Source organism: Bradyrhizobium sp. AZCC 2230, from assembly GCF_036924495.1.
Taxonomy (GTDB): domain Bacteria; phylum Pseudomonadota; class Alphaproteobacteria; order Rhizobiales; family Xanthobacteraceae; genus Bradyrhizobium; species Bradyrhizobium rifense.
In genome coordinates, this window is sequence record NZ_JAZHRS010000001.1 from 7,240,702 (window position 1) to 7,255,792 (window position 15,091).

General features: G+C 61.8%; 11 protein-coding genes and 1 pseudogene. 5 read left to right on the top strand and 7 right to left on the bottom strand.

The genetic code is table 11. The annotated features are described in order from the left end of the window. The 5 genes and pseudogenes from V1280_RS34560 to V1280_RS34580 form a co-directional block, all read right to left on the bottom strand. Window positions 1–1,092: an enolase C-terminal domain-like protein gene (locus V1280_RS34560; protein ID WP_334535023.1), complete on the bottom strand. Its 1,092-nt coding sequence runs from the start codon at window positions 1,090–1,092 to the stop codon at window positions 1–3. Window positions 1,093–1,196: 104 nt separating this feature from the next. After that, on the bottom strand, window positions 1,197–2,420 hold the full coding sequence (locus V1280_RS34565; RefSeq protein ID WP_334535025.1) for an ABC transporter substrate-binding protein: 1,224 nt from the start codon (window positions 2,418–2,420) through the stop codon (window positions 1,197–1,199). A gap of 389 nt (window positions 2,421–2,809) precedes the next feature. Continuing rightward, entirely contained in the window at window positions 2,810–3,742 is a 933-nt protein-coding gene (locus V1280_RS34570; RefSeq protein ID WP_334538484.1) for an alpha/beta hydrolase, read from the bottom strand. Between the two features lie 131 nt (window positions 3,743–3,873). Then, window positions 3,874–4,371 carry a hypothetical protein gene (locus V1280_RS34575; RefSeq protein ID WP_334535027.1) on the bottom strand — a complete coding sequence of 166 codons (498 nt, stop codon included), beginning with the start codon at window positions 4,369–4,371 and terminating at the stop codon, window positions 3,874–3,876. Between the two features lie 622 nt (window positions 4,372–4,993). Further along, window positions 4,994–5,487: pseudogene (locus tag V1280_RS34580) on the bottom strand (tyrosine-type recombinase/integrase). 304 nt (window positions 5,488–5,791) lie between these two features. Between V1280_RS34580 and V1280_RS34585 the strand changes: the two are divergent. Beyond that, window positions 5,792–6,973: a sterol desaturase family protein gene (locus V1280_RS34585; protein WP_334535029.1), complete on the top strand. Its 1,182-nt coding sequence runs from the start codon at window positions 5,792–5,794 to the stop codon at window positions 6,971–6,973. 296 nt (window positions 6,974–7,269) lie between these two features. Here V1280_RS34585 and V1280_RS34590 read toward each other — a convergent pair whose 3' ends face one another. After that, window positions 7,270–8,469, bottom strand: a complete 1,200-nt coding sequence (locus V1280_RS34590; protein ID WP_334535031.1) for an MFS transporter — start codon at window positions 8,467–8,469, stop codon at window positions 7,270–7,272. 531 nt (window positions 8,470–9,000) lie between these two features. Here V1280_RS34590 and V1280_RS34595 point away from each other — a divergent pair. Next, a complete protein-coding gene (locus tag V1280_RS34595) occupies window positions 9,001–9,417 on the top strand; it encodes a hypothetical protein (protein WP_334535033.1) in 417 nt (138 codons plus the stop codon). A gap of 190 nt (window positions 9,418–9,607) precedes the next feature. Here the strand turns inward: V1280_RS34595 and V1280_RS34600 are convergent, their stop codons facing one another. Further along, window positions 9,608–10,999 carry a hypothetical protein gene (locus V1280_RS34600; protein WP_334535035.1) on the bottom strand — a complete coding sequence of 464 codons (1,392 nt, stop codon included), beginning with the start codon at window positions 10,997–10,999 and terminating at the stop codon, window positions 9,608–9,610. A gap of 603 nt (window positions 11,000–11,602) precedes the next feature. Between V1280_RS34600 and V1280_RS34605 the strand changes: the two genes are divergently transcribed. The 3 genes from V1280_RS34605 to V1280_RS34615 all read left to right on the top strand — a co-directional run bounded on the left by V1280_RS34605 (window position 11,603) and on the right by V1280_RS34615 (window position 14,900). Continuing rightward, the gene (locus tag V1280_RS34605) at window positions 11,603–12,610 is read left to right on the top strand and encodes a hypothetical protein (protein ID WP_334535036.1); all 1,008 of its coding nucleotides are present in this window, start codon (window positions 11,603–11,605) and stop codon (window positions 12,608–12,610) included. Window positions 12,611–12,819: 209 nt separating this feature from the next. After that, entirely contained in the window at window positions 12,820–13,341 is a 522-nt protein-coding gene (locus V1280_RS34610; RefSeq protein ID WP_334535038.1) for an HD domain-containing protein, read from the top strand. Window positions 13,342–13,463: 122 nt separating this feature from the next. Then, window positions 13,464–14,900: an IS1182 family transposase gene (locus V1280_RS34615; RefSeq protein ID WP_334535040.1), complete on the top strand. Its 1,437-nt coding sequence runs from the start codon at window positions 13,464–13,466 to the stop codon at window positions 14,898–14,900. The last annotated feature ends 191 nt before the right edge of the window (window positions 14,901–15,091 follow it).

Sequence of the window (15,091 nt, forward strand, 5' to 3'; positions counted from 1 at the left end):
TTAGCTCACCGCATATCGCTTCACCGCCGCCTCGTCCCATTCAATCCCATTCCCCGGCTCCTCGCCCGGCAGCGCAAAGCCGTCCTTGATCTTCAACCGGCTCGCCAGCACCGCGTCGGCCCAGTCGACATATTCCAGCCAATGCGCTGATGGCGTCACGCAGAGCAGATGTGCGCTGACCTCCGAGAACAGATGCGTCGACATCTCGATGCCGGCGGCATGCGCCAGTGCCGCCGCGCGCAGCCAGCCGGTGACGCCGCCGATGCGCTGCACGTCGGGCATCACGTAGTCGGAGGCTTCAGTGGCAAGCGCGGTCTGCATCGAAAACGCACTGTCAAAATTCTCACCGATCTGGACCGGCGTGCGCAGCGCGTCCGCGATGCGGGCGCAGCCGTCGTAGTCGTCATGGCGGATCGGTTCCTCGATCCAGGTCAGCCCCTCATCGTCGAGCATCTCGCCGCGGCGGATGGCTTCCGTCACCGTCAGGGCCTGGTTGTAGTCGCACATCAGCGTCACCTCGTCGCCGACGGCCTTGCGTACCGCGCGCACCACGGCGAGATCATCGCGCGCCTCGGGCCGGCCGACGCGGATCTTTGCGGCGTGAAACCCCTCGGCCAGCAGCTTTTGGGCCTCCTCCACCGCGGCGCCCGCGGGCATGATGCCGAGCCCCTTCGAGTTGTAGGCCTTCACCGGCTTCGGCGCGCCGCCGAGCAGGCGCGCGAGCGGCAGGCCGCGGGCCCGCGCCAGTGCGTCCCACGCCGCCATGTCGATGCCGGATTGCGCCAGCCGTTGCAGACCGGCGAGCCCGAGCAGCGTGAAACGCTGGGTCAGCTTGCGTTCGATTTCGAACGGCAGCAGCTCGTCGCCCGCGAGCAGCTCCGACATTTCCGTGACTATCGTGGTCAGCGGCCTCAGGGCCGACGGCGTGATCGAGAACAGATAGGCATGCCCGACCGCACCCTGGTCGGTCTCGCAATCGATCAGCACCAGCGGCGCCTTCGCGACCGCGCCGGTCGAGGTCAGAAGCGGCAAACTCATCGGCACGATCACGGGGCGCGCGTTGAAGCGCTTGATGCGGATGGTGTCGTTCATGGGATCTCCCGGCGGGGTGAATGCAGGTTCATGCCCGATCTAAAGCATTCGCCATGAAACGAAAAGGTGTCTGCTGCAACCACCATAGCTTGGCGTTGCGCGGCTTACCGCGCCGCGCCTTCGGTGAACGCCGTCTCGATCACCGCGCCGAACGGCTGCCAGGAGCGGCCGTCGAACTGCACCAGCCGCATCTGCTTGATCGGCAGGTAGCTGTCGGGTGACGTATTCATCCTGATATTGGGCAGCGCGACGGACGGGTGATAATCCCGCAGCGACGCTGCCTGACGCATGATGTTCTCGCGCGAAAAATCGTCGCCGCATTGCCTCAGCACCTTGGTCAGCGCTTCCGCCGCGGCGTAGCCATAGAGTGCTGCGCTGTTGTTGGTGCTTTCGACCTGATGGTATTTGTCCATGAAGGCGAACCAGTCCTTCATGGCGGGATCGTCCTTCCAGGCGGGATCGCTCGGATCCTTCAGGAAGGCCGCCGAGATCACGCCGGACGAATTCTCCAGGCCTGCGGGTGCCATCGCATTGGCGATCGAGGCGGAGGCGTCGTTGACGATGAAGACCGGGTGCCAATTCAGCGACGCCGCGAGCTGGATCACCTTGGCCGCCGTCGACGGCACGCCGAGAAAGACGAAGATGTCGGCACCCGCGCGCTTGAGGATCGACATGTGCCCTTCGAGATGTTCGTCGGAAATGTCGAACGCGACGTCGACGAGGATCTGACGGTTCAGATCGCCAAGGCCTTCCTGAATGCCCTTGTAGAGCATGCGGCCGAACTGGTCATTCTGCCAGAGCACGACGATCTTCTTCCGGGGATAGTAGGCCTGGATGTAATTGGCGTAGATGCGCCCTTCCGAGCGGAACGATGGCTGCCAGCCCATGGTCCAGGGAAATGCCCTGGCCTGGCTCAGCTCCTCGTCGCCCGAGGCGACGAACAGGTGCGGGATTTTCTTCTCGTTCAGGTACCAGCGCGTGGCAATATTGCCGGGCGTGCCGAACGACCCGAACATCAGGAGCACGTCCTCCTTCTCGACGAGATTGCGGGTCAGCTCCAGCGCGGCCGCGGGGTCGGAATTGTCATCGCGCGTGATGAAGCGGACCTTGCGGCCGTTGATGCCGCCGCGATCGTTGACCATGTCGAAATAGGCGGCCTCCGCCGTGCCGATCGCGCCGAATTCCGAGAGCGGCCCCGAATAGGGCACGAGATTGCCAATGCGGATTTCCTTGTCGGGCGCGGGTTGATCCGGACGCTGCTCCGACATCGCCCCGAGCGAGGCGAGAGCGGCGATCAAAACGAACAGCAGTCTGCCGGTGACGCGCATGATCGACACCTTGTCGTTGGCCCCCAACGAAGTCGGCTCGTTCCGCACCCAGACGAGTTGATCTACGTCAAGCGTTTGTCAATCCTGTGGCACCCGAATGAAGCGGCAGGTGTGTTGACGCGCCGAGCGTTCGATCGCTACTCGAAAGCGCGCCTGTCTCGCTCGAGCCGGCGGGAGACGCTCATGTTCGGTTCCGAGCGATTGTTGCCAAGAGGAAGGTGCGCTCCCTCTCCCGCTTGCGGGGGAGGGCGGGGGTGGGGGTGTCTCCGCAACGGGACACTCCCGATGAGGAGAGAGCCCTCACCCGCGCCTTCGGCGCGACCTCTCCCGCAAGCGGGAGAGGTTGAGCCCGCGGCTCTATCTTTCAGCTCCAACAACAGTCGCCACCGCTACGGCAGCCCCCGCGCCTCGAGCTGCTTCACCAGCAGCAGGGTCGGCTCAGCCAGGCTGTCGCCAGAGCCATCCAGCCCGAACGCTGCCGCGATGCCGTCGTGGCTGCGGAGCAGCGTCGCGCGGGGGCAGTGGCCGGCGCCGCACAGCGTCTTCTTCAGCGTCTCGCCCTGCGCCACGAGGTTCGCGGGATCGTCCGCGGACCAGGCCAGCACGATCGGCACGTCGACGTTGAGGATGCCGGGAAACACCGAGCGCTTGTCGTATTGAGCGGCATCCGTGCCGAGATAGGCCTTCTCGCTGTCACTGGCGTCCTTGCCGGCGCGGTAGATGCCGGACACCAGCACGATCGCCGCGACATCGGCGCGGTCGGTCTGGAGTTCGGGATGTGCCAGCAGGCTCGCGACATGGAAGGCGCCGGCGCCATAGCCGACCGCGACGATCTCGCGAGCGTCGCCGTTGAACAGGTCGATATTGCCGTGGATCCAGGACAGCGCCGCCGCCACGTCGGTTGCGCCCATCGGCCAGGTTGCCGCTGGCGCCAGGCGGTAGTTCACGCGCACCCCGATCATGCCGTTGCGCGCGGCGAAGCACATCGCTTCGTCCTGGATGTCGCGGGCCAGGTCCGGCGCGCCGCGGTTGCCGGTAAAATTGTCGCCGGCCACGAACAGCAGCACCGGCCGCGGCGTGTCCGCCTTGGTGCTCTCGCTGATCGCGACATCGAGCACATTGGCCTCGCTGTCGCCATAGCGCAGACCGCGCGAGAAGGTGACCTGCTCGCACAGGCGTGCGACGCCGCCTGCCGTGGTATCGTTATCGGTGAGGCCGACCGGCACGAGATCGGACGGCGCGGTCGGTCGTGCCGGCAACGGCGCATGCGCGGAGGCCGCGGCTACGGTCAGAACAAGCAAAAATGCGAGATAATTCTTCATCATCGTGGGTGCCGGCCTTGGGCGCTTGATATTGGTGCGCCGGTTTGGCCTGTCTTTTCAATTCGCCTTATTACTGGTCTTGTCAGTTCATCTTGCGGCGATTTCACGGCATGCGCCCTCGCACGCCCTTGTCAATTTGCCGGCTGGAACGTGCAATCCGCCCCACTGCCGTCCTTCTGCTTGATCGCATTGGGGTCGATCGTGCAGCTCAGCTTGCTCAGGCTCTCGAAATTCGATCCCGCCGCGCCGTCAGGCGGAATGCCGGCCAGCGCCTCGGTCGCGAAGATCTCGTTGGCCGTGGATCCGTTCACGTTCCTGACCTTCTTGCCGAAGGTGACCTCGCAATTGCGCAAGGTGATGTCGACATTGCTGGTGCGGCAGACGATCCTATCCGCTGTCACCACGATCGGCTTCTTGTAGGGGATGTCGGCGTTGGCGGCGAACAGCATTGCCACCGCCTTCTTCTCGGCGCCCGACAGGATCGGCGACAGCGGCGCGATCACACCCGCCAGCGCCAGCGCCGTGGCGCCCGAGATTTTCGAGGGCGTCGCGCCGGATGCGCCCGCGACATGGGTAGCGCCAGCCACGAGCATGGCACCCGCGAGGCAGGCCGACATCGTGAGTTTCATGGGCGTCTCTCCTCGAAGGTCGCGGCTTCGCCGCCACATGACCGTCGCAGCCTATGACAGATTTCCCATTAGGGGGAGGGCTATAGTCATAGTCCGGGGAGAGTTGAACGCAACGAAGTCACTTGTTGAACAAGAACGTGTACTCACGAGGGGCCGGACGGAAGTCCGCTTCCGAGAGCGCAGCGGACCAATTGTGCTCAAAGTGAATTCTTCGGTCTTTGACGCGAAGCAGACTTGATCAATACTGATGCGAACTCTTAAATGCCCGCAAACGATCGGGTGTTAGGACAGAGTATGGAATTCCTGTCAGCATGGATCGGGGCAAATCTGATCGACCAGTCCGATGATTGGATACCGCGAACGCTATTGGGTTGGATTAGAGTTGCATTGCTCGCCAGCCTGGTTGGGCAGGTCATTTACCTGATACACGCATGCATCGCGTTTTCAGTCCCGACGATCCTTTGGCTTGGCCTCACAGCGAATGTTTTGGCGCTGATCGTCGTCCGTCGCGCTCTGAGGTGGCGTTACCCCGTCTAGCAAAGTCGAGGGACGACCGACGTCCGCTGCTGGCCCGCAGCCGTCCGTGAGGGCGGAGCAGAGCGCGTCTGCTCTGCTCCCGAATTCAGACGTCAACTTGTTCCGCTATCGCAAGGCATTGTCGACCTCGATTCCGAGATATCGGACCGTACTCTCGATCTTGGTGTGCCCCAGGAGGAGCTGCACGGCTCGCAGGTTTCCGGTTCGCCGGTAGATCAAGGTTGCTTTGGTCCGGCGAAGGGAATGCGTCCCAAACAGGTGCGGGTCCAGTCCGATGTCCGCGATCCAGTGTGATAGGAGGCGGGCATACTGGCGGGTCGTCATGTGCCCAGTCCTTCGCCGACCAGTGAACAGGTATTCGCCTGACTTTCTGCCGGTCACCCGCAAGTAGTCATCGATCGCCTGACGGGTCGACTCCGTCAGTTCAAATTTGACTGGTCGGCCGGTCTTCTTCTGTCGGACGCTCGCGCGGTCGGCCGCATATCCGCCCGGCGCAACGTCATCGACTTTCAATGCTACGACGTCGCTGCCGTGTAGCTTACTGTCGAGGGCAACGTTGAACAGCGCCAGATCACGCATCCGGCCTTCGACCTGGAGCTTGGTGCGGATTGACCAGACATGTTTTGGACGGAGCGGTGGCTTCGCGCCGCTTTCAGACGATTGGAGACGTACTTGCGTGCAATTCGAGCGATGAGAGGCCCTAAGACGTCTCCTCATGGCGTCCGGTTGCCAGAACCTGGTCGGCTTCCAAGGATCGATGCGCCAAGGATTGACGGAATCCGCCCGTCCACCATACCCTCCCGCGACTGCCATCGATGACTCCGCCGTGAGGGAATAGGGGAGGCGCCACGTGAAAATTCTTATGTTCGCGATTCCGGTCTTCATGGTCACGATCCTCGTCGAGGCGGCGATCGCGTGGCGGATGGGGCGTCGCGGGGTATACGACGTACCCGACGCCATCACGAGCCTGCACCACGGCGTACTGAGCCAGGCCATCGGCGGCTTCGCCAAGCTCATCGACGTCGCCCTCTATGTCGCGGTCTACCAGGCCTTCCACATCTTCGAATGGAGCCGCGACAGCGTCCTGGCCTGGGTCGCTGCGTTGCTGCTCTACGACTTCTCTCACTACTGGTACCACCGCTTCAGCCACGAGATTCCCGTGCTCTGGGGCAGCCATGTGGTCCATCATTCGTCGGAATATTTCAACCTTTCGACCGCGTTGCGGCAGCCCGCGACCGCCGCGCTGTTCACCTGGATCTTTCACCTGCCGATGGCCGTGCTGGGCGTGCCGCCGATGATGTATCTCATCGTCGGGCTGGTCGATCTGCTGTACCAGTATTGGGTCCACACCGAACTCATCGGCCGGCTCGGCGTGCTCGACCGCATCCTGGTCACTCCGTCGAACCATCGCGTGCATCACGGTCAGAACGACTACTGCATCGACAGGAACTACGGCGGGATCTTCGTCCTCTGGGACCGGATGTTCGGCACCTTCGTCGACGAGCGCGATGGCGAAAAGATCGCCTACGGAGTCCGCAAACCGCTGCGGAGCCTGAACCCGCTCTGGAGCAACCTTCAGGTGTACGCGGATCTGATCAGGCAGACCCGCGCGGCTCACGGGCTCGCCGGCAAGTTAGGCGTCTGGTTCGGAAGGATGCAGGCGCCGGAACCTATGGATCCGTCGGTCGTGCGTCGTTACGACCCCGAGACGCCGCGGGCGGTCGCCGCCTACGGCGCGGTCCAGTATACGCTCACGATGGTGATGCTTCTGCATTTCCTTTCCGGCTTCGAAGCCTTTCAGGTGCAGGTCTCCGTCACCTATTCCATTGTCATCTTGGTTTCATGCGTGACCATCGGCGGCGTCATGGAAGGAAGTCGGATCGCCTTCGCCGCCGAAACGGTGCGACTGGGCGCGCTCGCGCTGGCCTCGATGGCGTTGCCGGACTGGTTCGGCCTGCCGCTGCCGACGGCGGCCCGCGCCGTCGCGACAGCGGGCGCGCTCGCCGCCGGAATCTGGTTGCTCGCGCTTCGCCGCGAGCGACGGTCCGCCCCGGCGGCGGCCTGACCGATCGGAGGCCGGAACGAAACCCAGGCGGCCCCGTCGCGACGGACCGGGCTCGTTCTCCGGAAGGAGGGCCAGCGCCGGCGCCGTGCCTGAGAAGGTCGAGCCCGTCACGTTCCAGGTCGAAATGATGGGCGTAAGGTTCGCCGGGGACCGGCATAGTCGTGATTGAGGCGGTCCCCGATTGAACGCGGCCCTTAGAGCGTTTTCGAGCGAAGTGGATACCGGTTCGCGTCAAGAAAACGCGTCAAAACAAGAATCTAGAGCCCCGTTCCGATTCCATCGGAACGGGAAAGGCTCTAGGTCGCGCCTTCCTCGACCGCCGGAGCCGACGGGGGCGCGGAAACCAGCGCGGCGAAGCCCCCGAGCAACGGCATGGCGAGAAAAAGAGCGACCGCAGCGACGTCGAAGGCGATGCCCGCACTGCCAGCGCGGTGCGCGAAGACGCCCGCGATCGGCGGCAATGCCAGCATGCTCCCGTAGAACGCGGAGAAGAAGATTCCCATTCCGACCGCGCGCGCCTGGACGGGAAGCGCCCATGACGGCAGGCTGGCGAACGTCGCTCCGGATAGGCCCGCCACCAGCCCCAATCCTGCGAAGATGAGAACGTCGTGGTCGGACACCGGAATGGCTGCCATCCCGACCGCGGCGAGCAGCAGGGATGCGGCAGCGATCCAGATGCCGGGGCCTCGCCGGATCGCAAGCGCGCCGCCGACTGGGATGGCCGCGATGGTGACCCACAGCGCGACGCTGACGTGAGAGGCGGCGATCTCGGCCGTATAGCCCCTCTCGGTGAGAAGCAACGGACCGAACGCAAACGCATTGGCGAAGGTGGCGTTGGCAGTGCCACCGACGAAGCCTGCAATGGCCACCGCGCCCGTGACGGCCGCGCTTGGGAAGGCCGCGGACAACGGCGCGGCCGGTCGCGCCTGCTTCGGCAGCGCGAACAATAGGATTAGCGCCATCAGGGTCAGGATCATCATTGCTACCGACGCCCCGATCAGCCCGAACTTGTCCGCGATCGGCGGCAACGCGATCAACGCCAGCGCTATCCCGCACGGCCACGAGCCGGCGAGAGCCGCCATCGCAAGGCCGAACTGCCTACCAACGAACATATCGGCGATCATCTTGGTGCCAGCGATGGTAAACACCACCCCGCCCGTGCCCGCGATGACTCTGGCCAGCAGGCGCGCGTTCCAGTCGCTCGACAGATCGACGACGGCGCCGGCGGACATCAGCGCCGCGCACAGGAGAAGCGTAGTTCGTTCGCCGAGCCTTTGGACCACTATTCCTCCAGGAAGCGCAACTAGGACGCTGGGCGCCAGATAGGCGCCGACCAGGATGCCGAGCCGGGCATAATCGAGGCCCTCCGCTCGAAGCAGCGGGCCGAGCGCTCCGACGCTTTCGAACTGCATGCCCATGACGCATCGCGCCGTGAAAAGCAGCGCTAGAATTCGCCATTTCGATTCCACGGGGGCCTCCGGATACGACGATTGCATCCGGCCAGTGTCACGTCGAAGCTCCCGCGAAGCAAGCCGCGATCTCGGCTTGACCAAAGGATCTTGAGCTTAAAAATCGAAAACGACGGGTCAGCCGGGATGAAAAATCCAATCGGTGTTATCGGCATACGTCGGCCAATTTCTGCCTTCGGGCCCCGGTCGCCGCTTCAGTCGGGCATAGATGCGTAGTTGTCCTCATCATACTGCTTAGCTAAGTCGCCTTCTGGCCCATCTGCCGAAGTGGCGGCGCACCTCGTTGAGGTCAGCTTATTGAGGAACGGCGGACTAAAATTGCTCAAGGTGAGTTCTTCGCATTTTGACCCATCCACGACATCAACGCGCATCTTCGCCGTGATGCACCATACCTCCAGGATTTGAAGGCGTATGCCATGCTGCGTCGCTCGGTCCGCTACAGACTTCTGGCGCGGGATCACTGGCGCGCGCGGTCCTGCCAACGCACAGAGGGACGCGCCCAGCCCCGTTCCTTTCCTTCTGCGTTGACACCCGTGCGGCCGGTGCTAGCGTTTTTGGATGAGGGTCATCCGGCCGATCCGAAGCCTCACGTCCTCCGCGGTGACGGTCGCCGCGGTTATCTTCGCGGCGCTTGCTACCAATGCCCTCCGTGCCGAGGTCCGCGTGCACGGACAGGCAGGCGACGTGCGCGTCGAGGCGCACGACGCAACCGTCGCCGAGATCCTGGCGGCGCTGGGTGAGCGCTTCGCGCTGCGCTACCGCGGCGCCACGGGAGGCGACGGTGTGACAGCGACGTTCGAGGGCCCGCTGCGCCGCGTCGTGGGGCGGGTGCTCGACAGGTACAATTACGTGATCGAGACCCGCGGCGACAGGCTCGAGGTGATCGTGCTGGGCGCGGCCTCGTCGGACGCGGTGCTGGCGCCTATGTACGCGCCGACGACGCGTCCTGCGAAAAACGTCCGGCGCACCGACTGACGGCGCGCGGATTGGCGGTCCAGCGCGACGGCGCGGTCGCGGTTCTCCCGCCGCGGCAATGAATTCTGGATCGGCTTACATCGAAAGAGGCCGGGGCCCGCCCGGCCTCTCGTCGTGGTGCATTTGACAATGTCAGAGGCGCTGAGTTCGCTGATCGCGATGAGCTGAATCGTCCAGTCGCGTCGCGTTCTCAGTTTTGCGCGACGTCGTCGCGCTCGTCGTCATCGTCATCATCCTTGCCCCTGATCTTATGCTGGAAGACCGCGACGCATCCGTTGGTGGCTTGGCCGCAAAGGCCTGCTCCAACAGGGGTCGTGTCGCCGCCAATGACAACCGAAACCGGCGCAGCCTGCGGGACGAAGATCAGGTTGCGCTTGGAATCGGCCGCCACCGAATGCGAGCCGGAGCTTTGCGGGACGGTTTCGATCAGCCGGTTCGATCTGGCGTCGATCACGCCGAGCACGGCCGCCTGCTGGCTCGCGGTGGCGCAATTGCCGCCGGGGGGCGGGAACACCTTGCAGTTCCGACTTGACCCCGTGTAGTAGCGGTCGTCGCCCGCGTTGAACCATACCTCGTCGGACCCGGTGATGTCAGCGATGGGGATCTGCTTCTTGTGGATCGCGTTGATCACCAATTGGATCACGTCGTTCGGATTGTTCTGCGGCGTGCAGCCGAGCAGGATGTTGGCGTCCGGACCGACTGTGGCCCCGTTCGGCGAGCAGCCATTGAGCGCAATGACGCCGGTATTGGTCGCCGGATTGAATGCACCCAGTTGTGTGATAGGTCCCGTCACGGTTTTCGGATCGATCACGAGGACGCCGCCGTGGCAAGTGATCGGTCCGGAAAGCTGCCCGTAATTGCACCCGGCAGGGTTGTTGGCGATGATCGGAATCGAGTTGAAGAAGCGTCTCGTCGTCCGGTCCCAGGTAGGCTGCTCGAGCGACAGCCCAGCGCCCGAGGGCATGAGCGCCTGATCAACCGTGATCCTGGCGATGATGCTGACGCTGTTCCTGGCGGCGTTGCCGTTTGCCGTGAACAGCGTCGCGAAGGGTGGATCCTCGGCGTTATTGGCCGCGACCAGCAGCTTGCCGTTCGGTGTCAGGGCCATTTCGTCCAGCCGCGTGGTTCCTCCGGTCGAAACGCTGACCACGGCCGTCGAAGCTCCATCGAGATCAAACACCTTGAGGGTGCTGTTGCCGTCGCCCGCGTAGAGCCAGCGGCCGTGGCTCACGACGCCGTCCGGTCCTGAAATGTTGTTGTTGACGGTGCCGTTGAGGTTGTGGACAGCCCCCTTGAAGCCAGGGAGCAGCCGCTTCCACTTGAGGGTCTGAGTATCGATGACATCGACCCCTGCATTGGATCGGTCCGCGAAATACATTTCGGCGCGCTTCGGATTGACCCAGCTGATGTCGAACGACTGCAGCGGGTTGCCCGGGATCTGAATCGCCGTCAGACATTTCGTCTCTGTGGTGGTCGGCGCCCCCGGACCGGTGCATGGCGCGGCGAACGAGCTCGTGGAAGCAACCGACCATAGCCCGGCTGCCGCAGACGCATAAAGATAGGCGCGCAATTTTCTAGACATGCTAACCCTCCCTTATTCCATGACGCGCCCCCAAGCCGGGCGGATTCCAATCGAAGAAGACAGTGCCGGTCAATCAAAAATTGTATTTTCAGAACACGACGCGCGACAGCCTTCGCTCTGAGCGAGCAAGCGGAAGAGAAGCCCCATGGAGAAATTTGAGCGGTGCTCGGCAACCGCAATTCTTTCGTTTCGACAAGCGATTGAGCAATGAGTTAACTTGCGCTGGTCGGAAGCAGTCAGATTCGCTGACGTTTTTTTGCTGCAGTGCATGCACGATTTCTGAAGACGTCTTCAGCAACAATCTTGGGTGCTAACGCTGGGGAGTATGTCTGGGGTGCCGGTCACGGTCATTTCTTGCGAGCGCCGACGAGGTGATCGAATAAGACGCGCAACTGCCGCGATGCATGAGTCCGGAATTGGCCTTCGCTACCGTTGAAGCGGTGCCGCGACATGTCGGTTCAGAGGGGTTGACCGGAAGTTTGCAGAGGAGCGCTGGACCGACACTTTTGACCCGAAGCGGACATTCGATGCCCAGGTCAAATTGATCTATTGTTAAATATACTTCTGAACAGCTCGGAAGACATTTTCGCCCATAAGTTGATCATGGTTTTTACGATAAGCCGATCTTTTGCCACCTATATCGGTGTACTAGGCCTGGCATCGCTGATCGCGATTGCATGGCCATCTGCGGTTCTGATTGGACTCTTTGTCGGTCTTGTTCCCGGCATTCTTTTGTGGCTAGCGCCTTCGCTCTTCATGTACTCACTGCTCTGGTGGATCACACGAGCGCTTGTCCGGCAAATACCAATGTTCGTTCAAACGGGCTTGCTTGGCTTCATTATCTCGGTCTTCAGCGCCACGATCGTAGCTATACCTGCGGTAATCATACCGCGTCATTTCAACATTCGGGCTCAGGGTGTTGCTCAGCTTCTGCGAGCAACCGATTTCGAGCCAGACAAACCGATAGTACTTCCGGACACTACCGTCGGTCTCGTGATCGATGAAAATTATAATTGGCAAAGACGAAGGCCGTATTGTGAGACGCTTTGCGCACGGCTTCTCTTCGATTCTACTGTGGCACGGGTAATTGCTGTGGACCCGGCCCACGGTAATCCAGTGGCATTCTGGATCGAGCGGAGAGAAAGTTGTCCCGACCGCCCAAATCTCAACCTCGCTGTAAGGTGGCCAACGGACTTTCCTCTAGCCCGCAGCGACATGTTAGAAGATCGCGTGCGGACTCGCATTGATCACGGCGAGTGTTTAATGGAGGATGATGGTCGCCTTGAGGAAGCGGCTGCAACGATTTCGTACGGACACATCCAGAAGGGCACGGAACTCTTTCAACGCTCTTGGTCCCTTCAACCCGGACCACCAATCGTTAATCGACTGGAAATCTCTGACCTTGGGGGCGCGATAGTCTATCGTCGCACTGAAGTAACAACTATCGTTTTGTCAACTCCCTTGCAGATCGAGACCGCCGCCGGTTTCGCGACACACGTAGGATGGGAGCGCTTTAACGTGACACTTGGTCAAATTGGACCTCACGGCCGGGACGTACTTCCGCACATCCTCGCGGATGCGGTGAGAAAGCCTGAAAGGAGTCCAATTTGATCCCGCGCTATGTCGCTTCTGGCCCGAAGGCGAAGCACGGCGCGTCTCTGGGAAAGTCGGCTCGTGAGGGTGAACCGGAAGTCGTTGAGCTCCGGCCCGACCGACGCGATTGACCCATTCCTGACTTCGCAACCCCTTGAGAACGGTGGTCGTCCTGGCGCAAACTTGGGGCGGCAAACAAAGTGCCTTGGGCCGGCCGGAAGGGACGTATGCTGAGCGTCATTGATGCAGATCTCTTGGTCGAGCAGTACTTGGGCGACACGCAAAGAGCCAACCACTCGCGATTCGTAGCCCACATCATGCGGGAGCTTGCGCCGAGCTTTTCCGCCTCCGCTGATCTTTGGGAGGTCGTTGGCCTACGTCATGATCTCGATTACTTCCACACATCCAACAACCGGAGCCAGCATGGTCTACTAACGGTCAGCTGGCTTGGCGAAAACATTCCCGTTGAGGCTCAGCATCCGATGGCCGCGCACGATCATCGCACAGGCGTGCAGGCGGATACGATGCTTGCCGACATGCTGAAGGTGGCGGATGCCATTGCCATCATTGACGAGAGATTAGGACGCGTCGCGCTTGGTGATACGGACCGCGCGAAACCTTACGCGGCGCTGCGCCGACAACTCGGTGACCGCTCCTATTTGAGCGATATTGTCGAGAGATATTCAGAAAGGCACGCAGTTTCCTTTGACTATATCGTCGAGATCGTTGCCCTTGCACCGAGGCAATAAGGTCTACGTCGGACACACGGATGGCAGGGACATCATGACCGCTTATGGCCCAGGCCGTGTGAAAACGCTCTGTTTTCCGTGATTCGCACGATAAGATTCCCGGTGACTTTGCGGGGCATCTGATGAAGCGCTTTGTTGAAGGGTTGGATCGCGGGCAGAGCACGATGTTTCCGGCATCGCTCGACGATTATGTAACCGAGGATAACCCGGTGCGTGCGGTCGACGTGTTCGTCGACGGTCTCGATCTCGATAAGCTCGGGTTTGTCGGTGTCCAGCCCCTCGATACCGGCCGACCCAGCTATCACCCCGGTGTTATGCTCAAGCTGTACATCTACGGCTATCTTAATCGGGTTCCGTCGAGCCGGCGCCTGGAGCGGGAATGCCAGCGCAATATCGAGATGGTCTGGTTGACCGGGCAGTTGACGCCGGACTTCAAGACCATCGCGGATTTCCGCAAGGACAATGGCAAGGCCATTCGTGAGGTCTGCCGCGAGTTCGTCGCGCTGTGCCGCAAGCTTGATCTGCTTGTTGCAGCGAGCGTCGCCATCGATGGATCGAAGTTCAAGGCCGTCAATGCGCGGGACAAGAACTTCACCGAGGCGAAGATGAAGCGGCGTCTGGAGCGGATCGACGAGAGCATCGCCCGGTATCTCTCACAGCTCGAGACCGCCGATCGACACGGCGATGCGGTGCCGGAGGCGAAGGTTGAGCGATTGAATGGAAAGATCGAGAAGCTCAAGGAGGAGATTGTCCGGCTCAATGCGATCAATGCGGAGATGATGAAGAGCGAGGACAAGCAGATCTCGCTGACCGATCCTGACGCACGCTCGATGGCGACCAGTGGCAAGGACACCGGCATCGTTGGCTACAACGTGCAAATTGCGGTTGATACGCAGCATCATCTCATCGTGGCTCACGAGGTGACTAACGTGGGCACCGATCGCCACCAACTCGCCAACATGGCCGGACAGGCGCGCGGCGAGATGGCTGTCGAGGCGCTCGAAGTCGTGGCAGACCGCGGCTATTACGATGGTGAGGAGATCAGGGCCTGCGAGGAAGCCGACATCACGGTGACGTTGCCGAAGCCGATGACTTCGGGCGCCAAAGCTGCTGGCCGCTTCGGCAAACAGGACTTCGTCTATGTCGCCGCCGACGATGTCTATCGCTGTCCCGCCGGCGAGCGGCTAACTTATCACTATACGAACGTAGAGGACGGAAAGACACTGCGCCGCTATTGGACAAGCGCCTGCAAAACCTGCGCGCTAAAAGCTCAGTGCACGACAGGCCCCGAGCGCCGCATCTCACGCTGGGAGCACGAGGTCGTTCTGGAGAAAGTTCAGAATCGGCTTGACCACAACCCCAATGCAATGAGGGTTCGCCGTCAGACAGTGGAGCATCCGTTCGGCACGATGAAGTGTTGGATGGGGGCAACGCACTTTCTCACGAAAAAGCTGCCAAAGGTGGCCACCGAAATGGCGCTCAACGTGCTCGCCTACAACATGAAGCGCGTGATGATGATCGTGGGCGTAGGCGGATTGCTGGAGGCGATGCGGGCGTGAGGCCGGACTCTGCGCGACCAAATCAGCGTCTATATGACGCTCCTGGTTGCCACTGAGATGACAGGGAGTCGATTCCACCGAATTAGAAGCTAGGCGGTGCGAAATGCGCCAAAGCGCGCCCCAAGTTGCGGGATTTTCACACGGCCTGGGCCCGTGGCTGACCCTCAGCCCTGAGCGCGGCCATGTCCACT

Bases quoted from the DNA above. Each gene is read 5' to 3' on its own strand.
- V1280_RS34560 (WP_334535023.1), bottom strand. From the start codon at position 1,092: ATGAACGACACCATCCGCATCAAGCGCTTCAACGCGCGCCCCGTGATC.
- V1280_RS34575 (WP_334535027.1), bottom strand. From the start codon at position 4,371: ATGAAACTCACGATGTCGGCCTGCCTCGCGGGTGCCATGCTCGTGGCT.
- V1280_RS34565 (WP_334535025.1), bottom strand. From the start codon at position 2,420: ATGCGCGTCACCGGCAGACTGCTGTTCGTTTTGATCGCCGCTCTCGCC.
- V1280_RS34570 (WP_334538484.1), bottom strand. From the start codon at position 3,742: ATGAAGAATTATCTCGCATTTTTGCTTGTTCTGACCGTAGCCGCGGCC.
- V1280_RS34605 (WP_334535036.1), top strand. From the start codon at position 11,603: ATGGTTTTTACGATAAGCCGATCTTTTGCCACCTATATCGGTGTACTA.
- V1280_RS34590 (WP_334535031.1), bottom strand. From the start codon at position 8,469: ATGCAATCGTCGTATCCGGAGGCCCCCGTGGAATCGAAATGGCGAATT.
- V1280_RS34610 (WP_334535038.1), top strand. From the start codon at position 12,820: ATGCTGAGCGTCATTGATGCAGATCTCTTGGTCGAGCAGTACTTGGGC.
- V1280_RS34600 (WP_334535035.1), bottom strand. From the start codon at position 10,999: ATGTCTAGAAAATTGCGCGCCTATCTTTATGCGTCTGCGGCAGCCGGG.
- V1280_RS34595 (WP_334535033.1), top strand. From the start codon at position 9,001: ATGAGGGTCATCCGGCCGATCCGAAGCCTCACGTCCTCCGCGGTGACG.
- V1280_RS34615 (WP_334535040.1), top strand. From the start codon at position 13,464: ATGAAGCGCTTTGTTGAAGGGTTGGATCGCGGGCAGAGCACGATGTTT.
- V1280_RS34585 (WP_334535029.1), top strand. From the start codon at position 5,792: ATGGTCACGATCCTCGTCGAGGCGGCGATCGCGTGGCGGATGGGGCGT.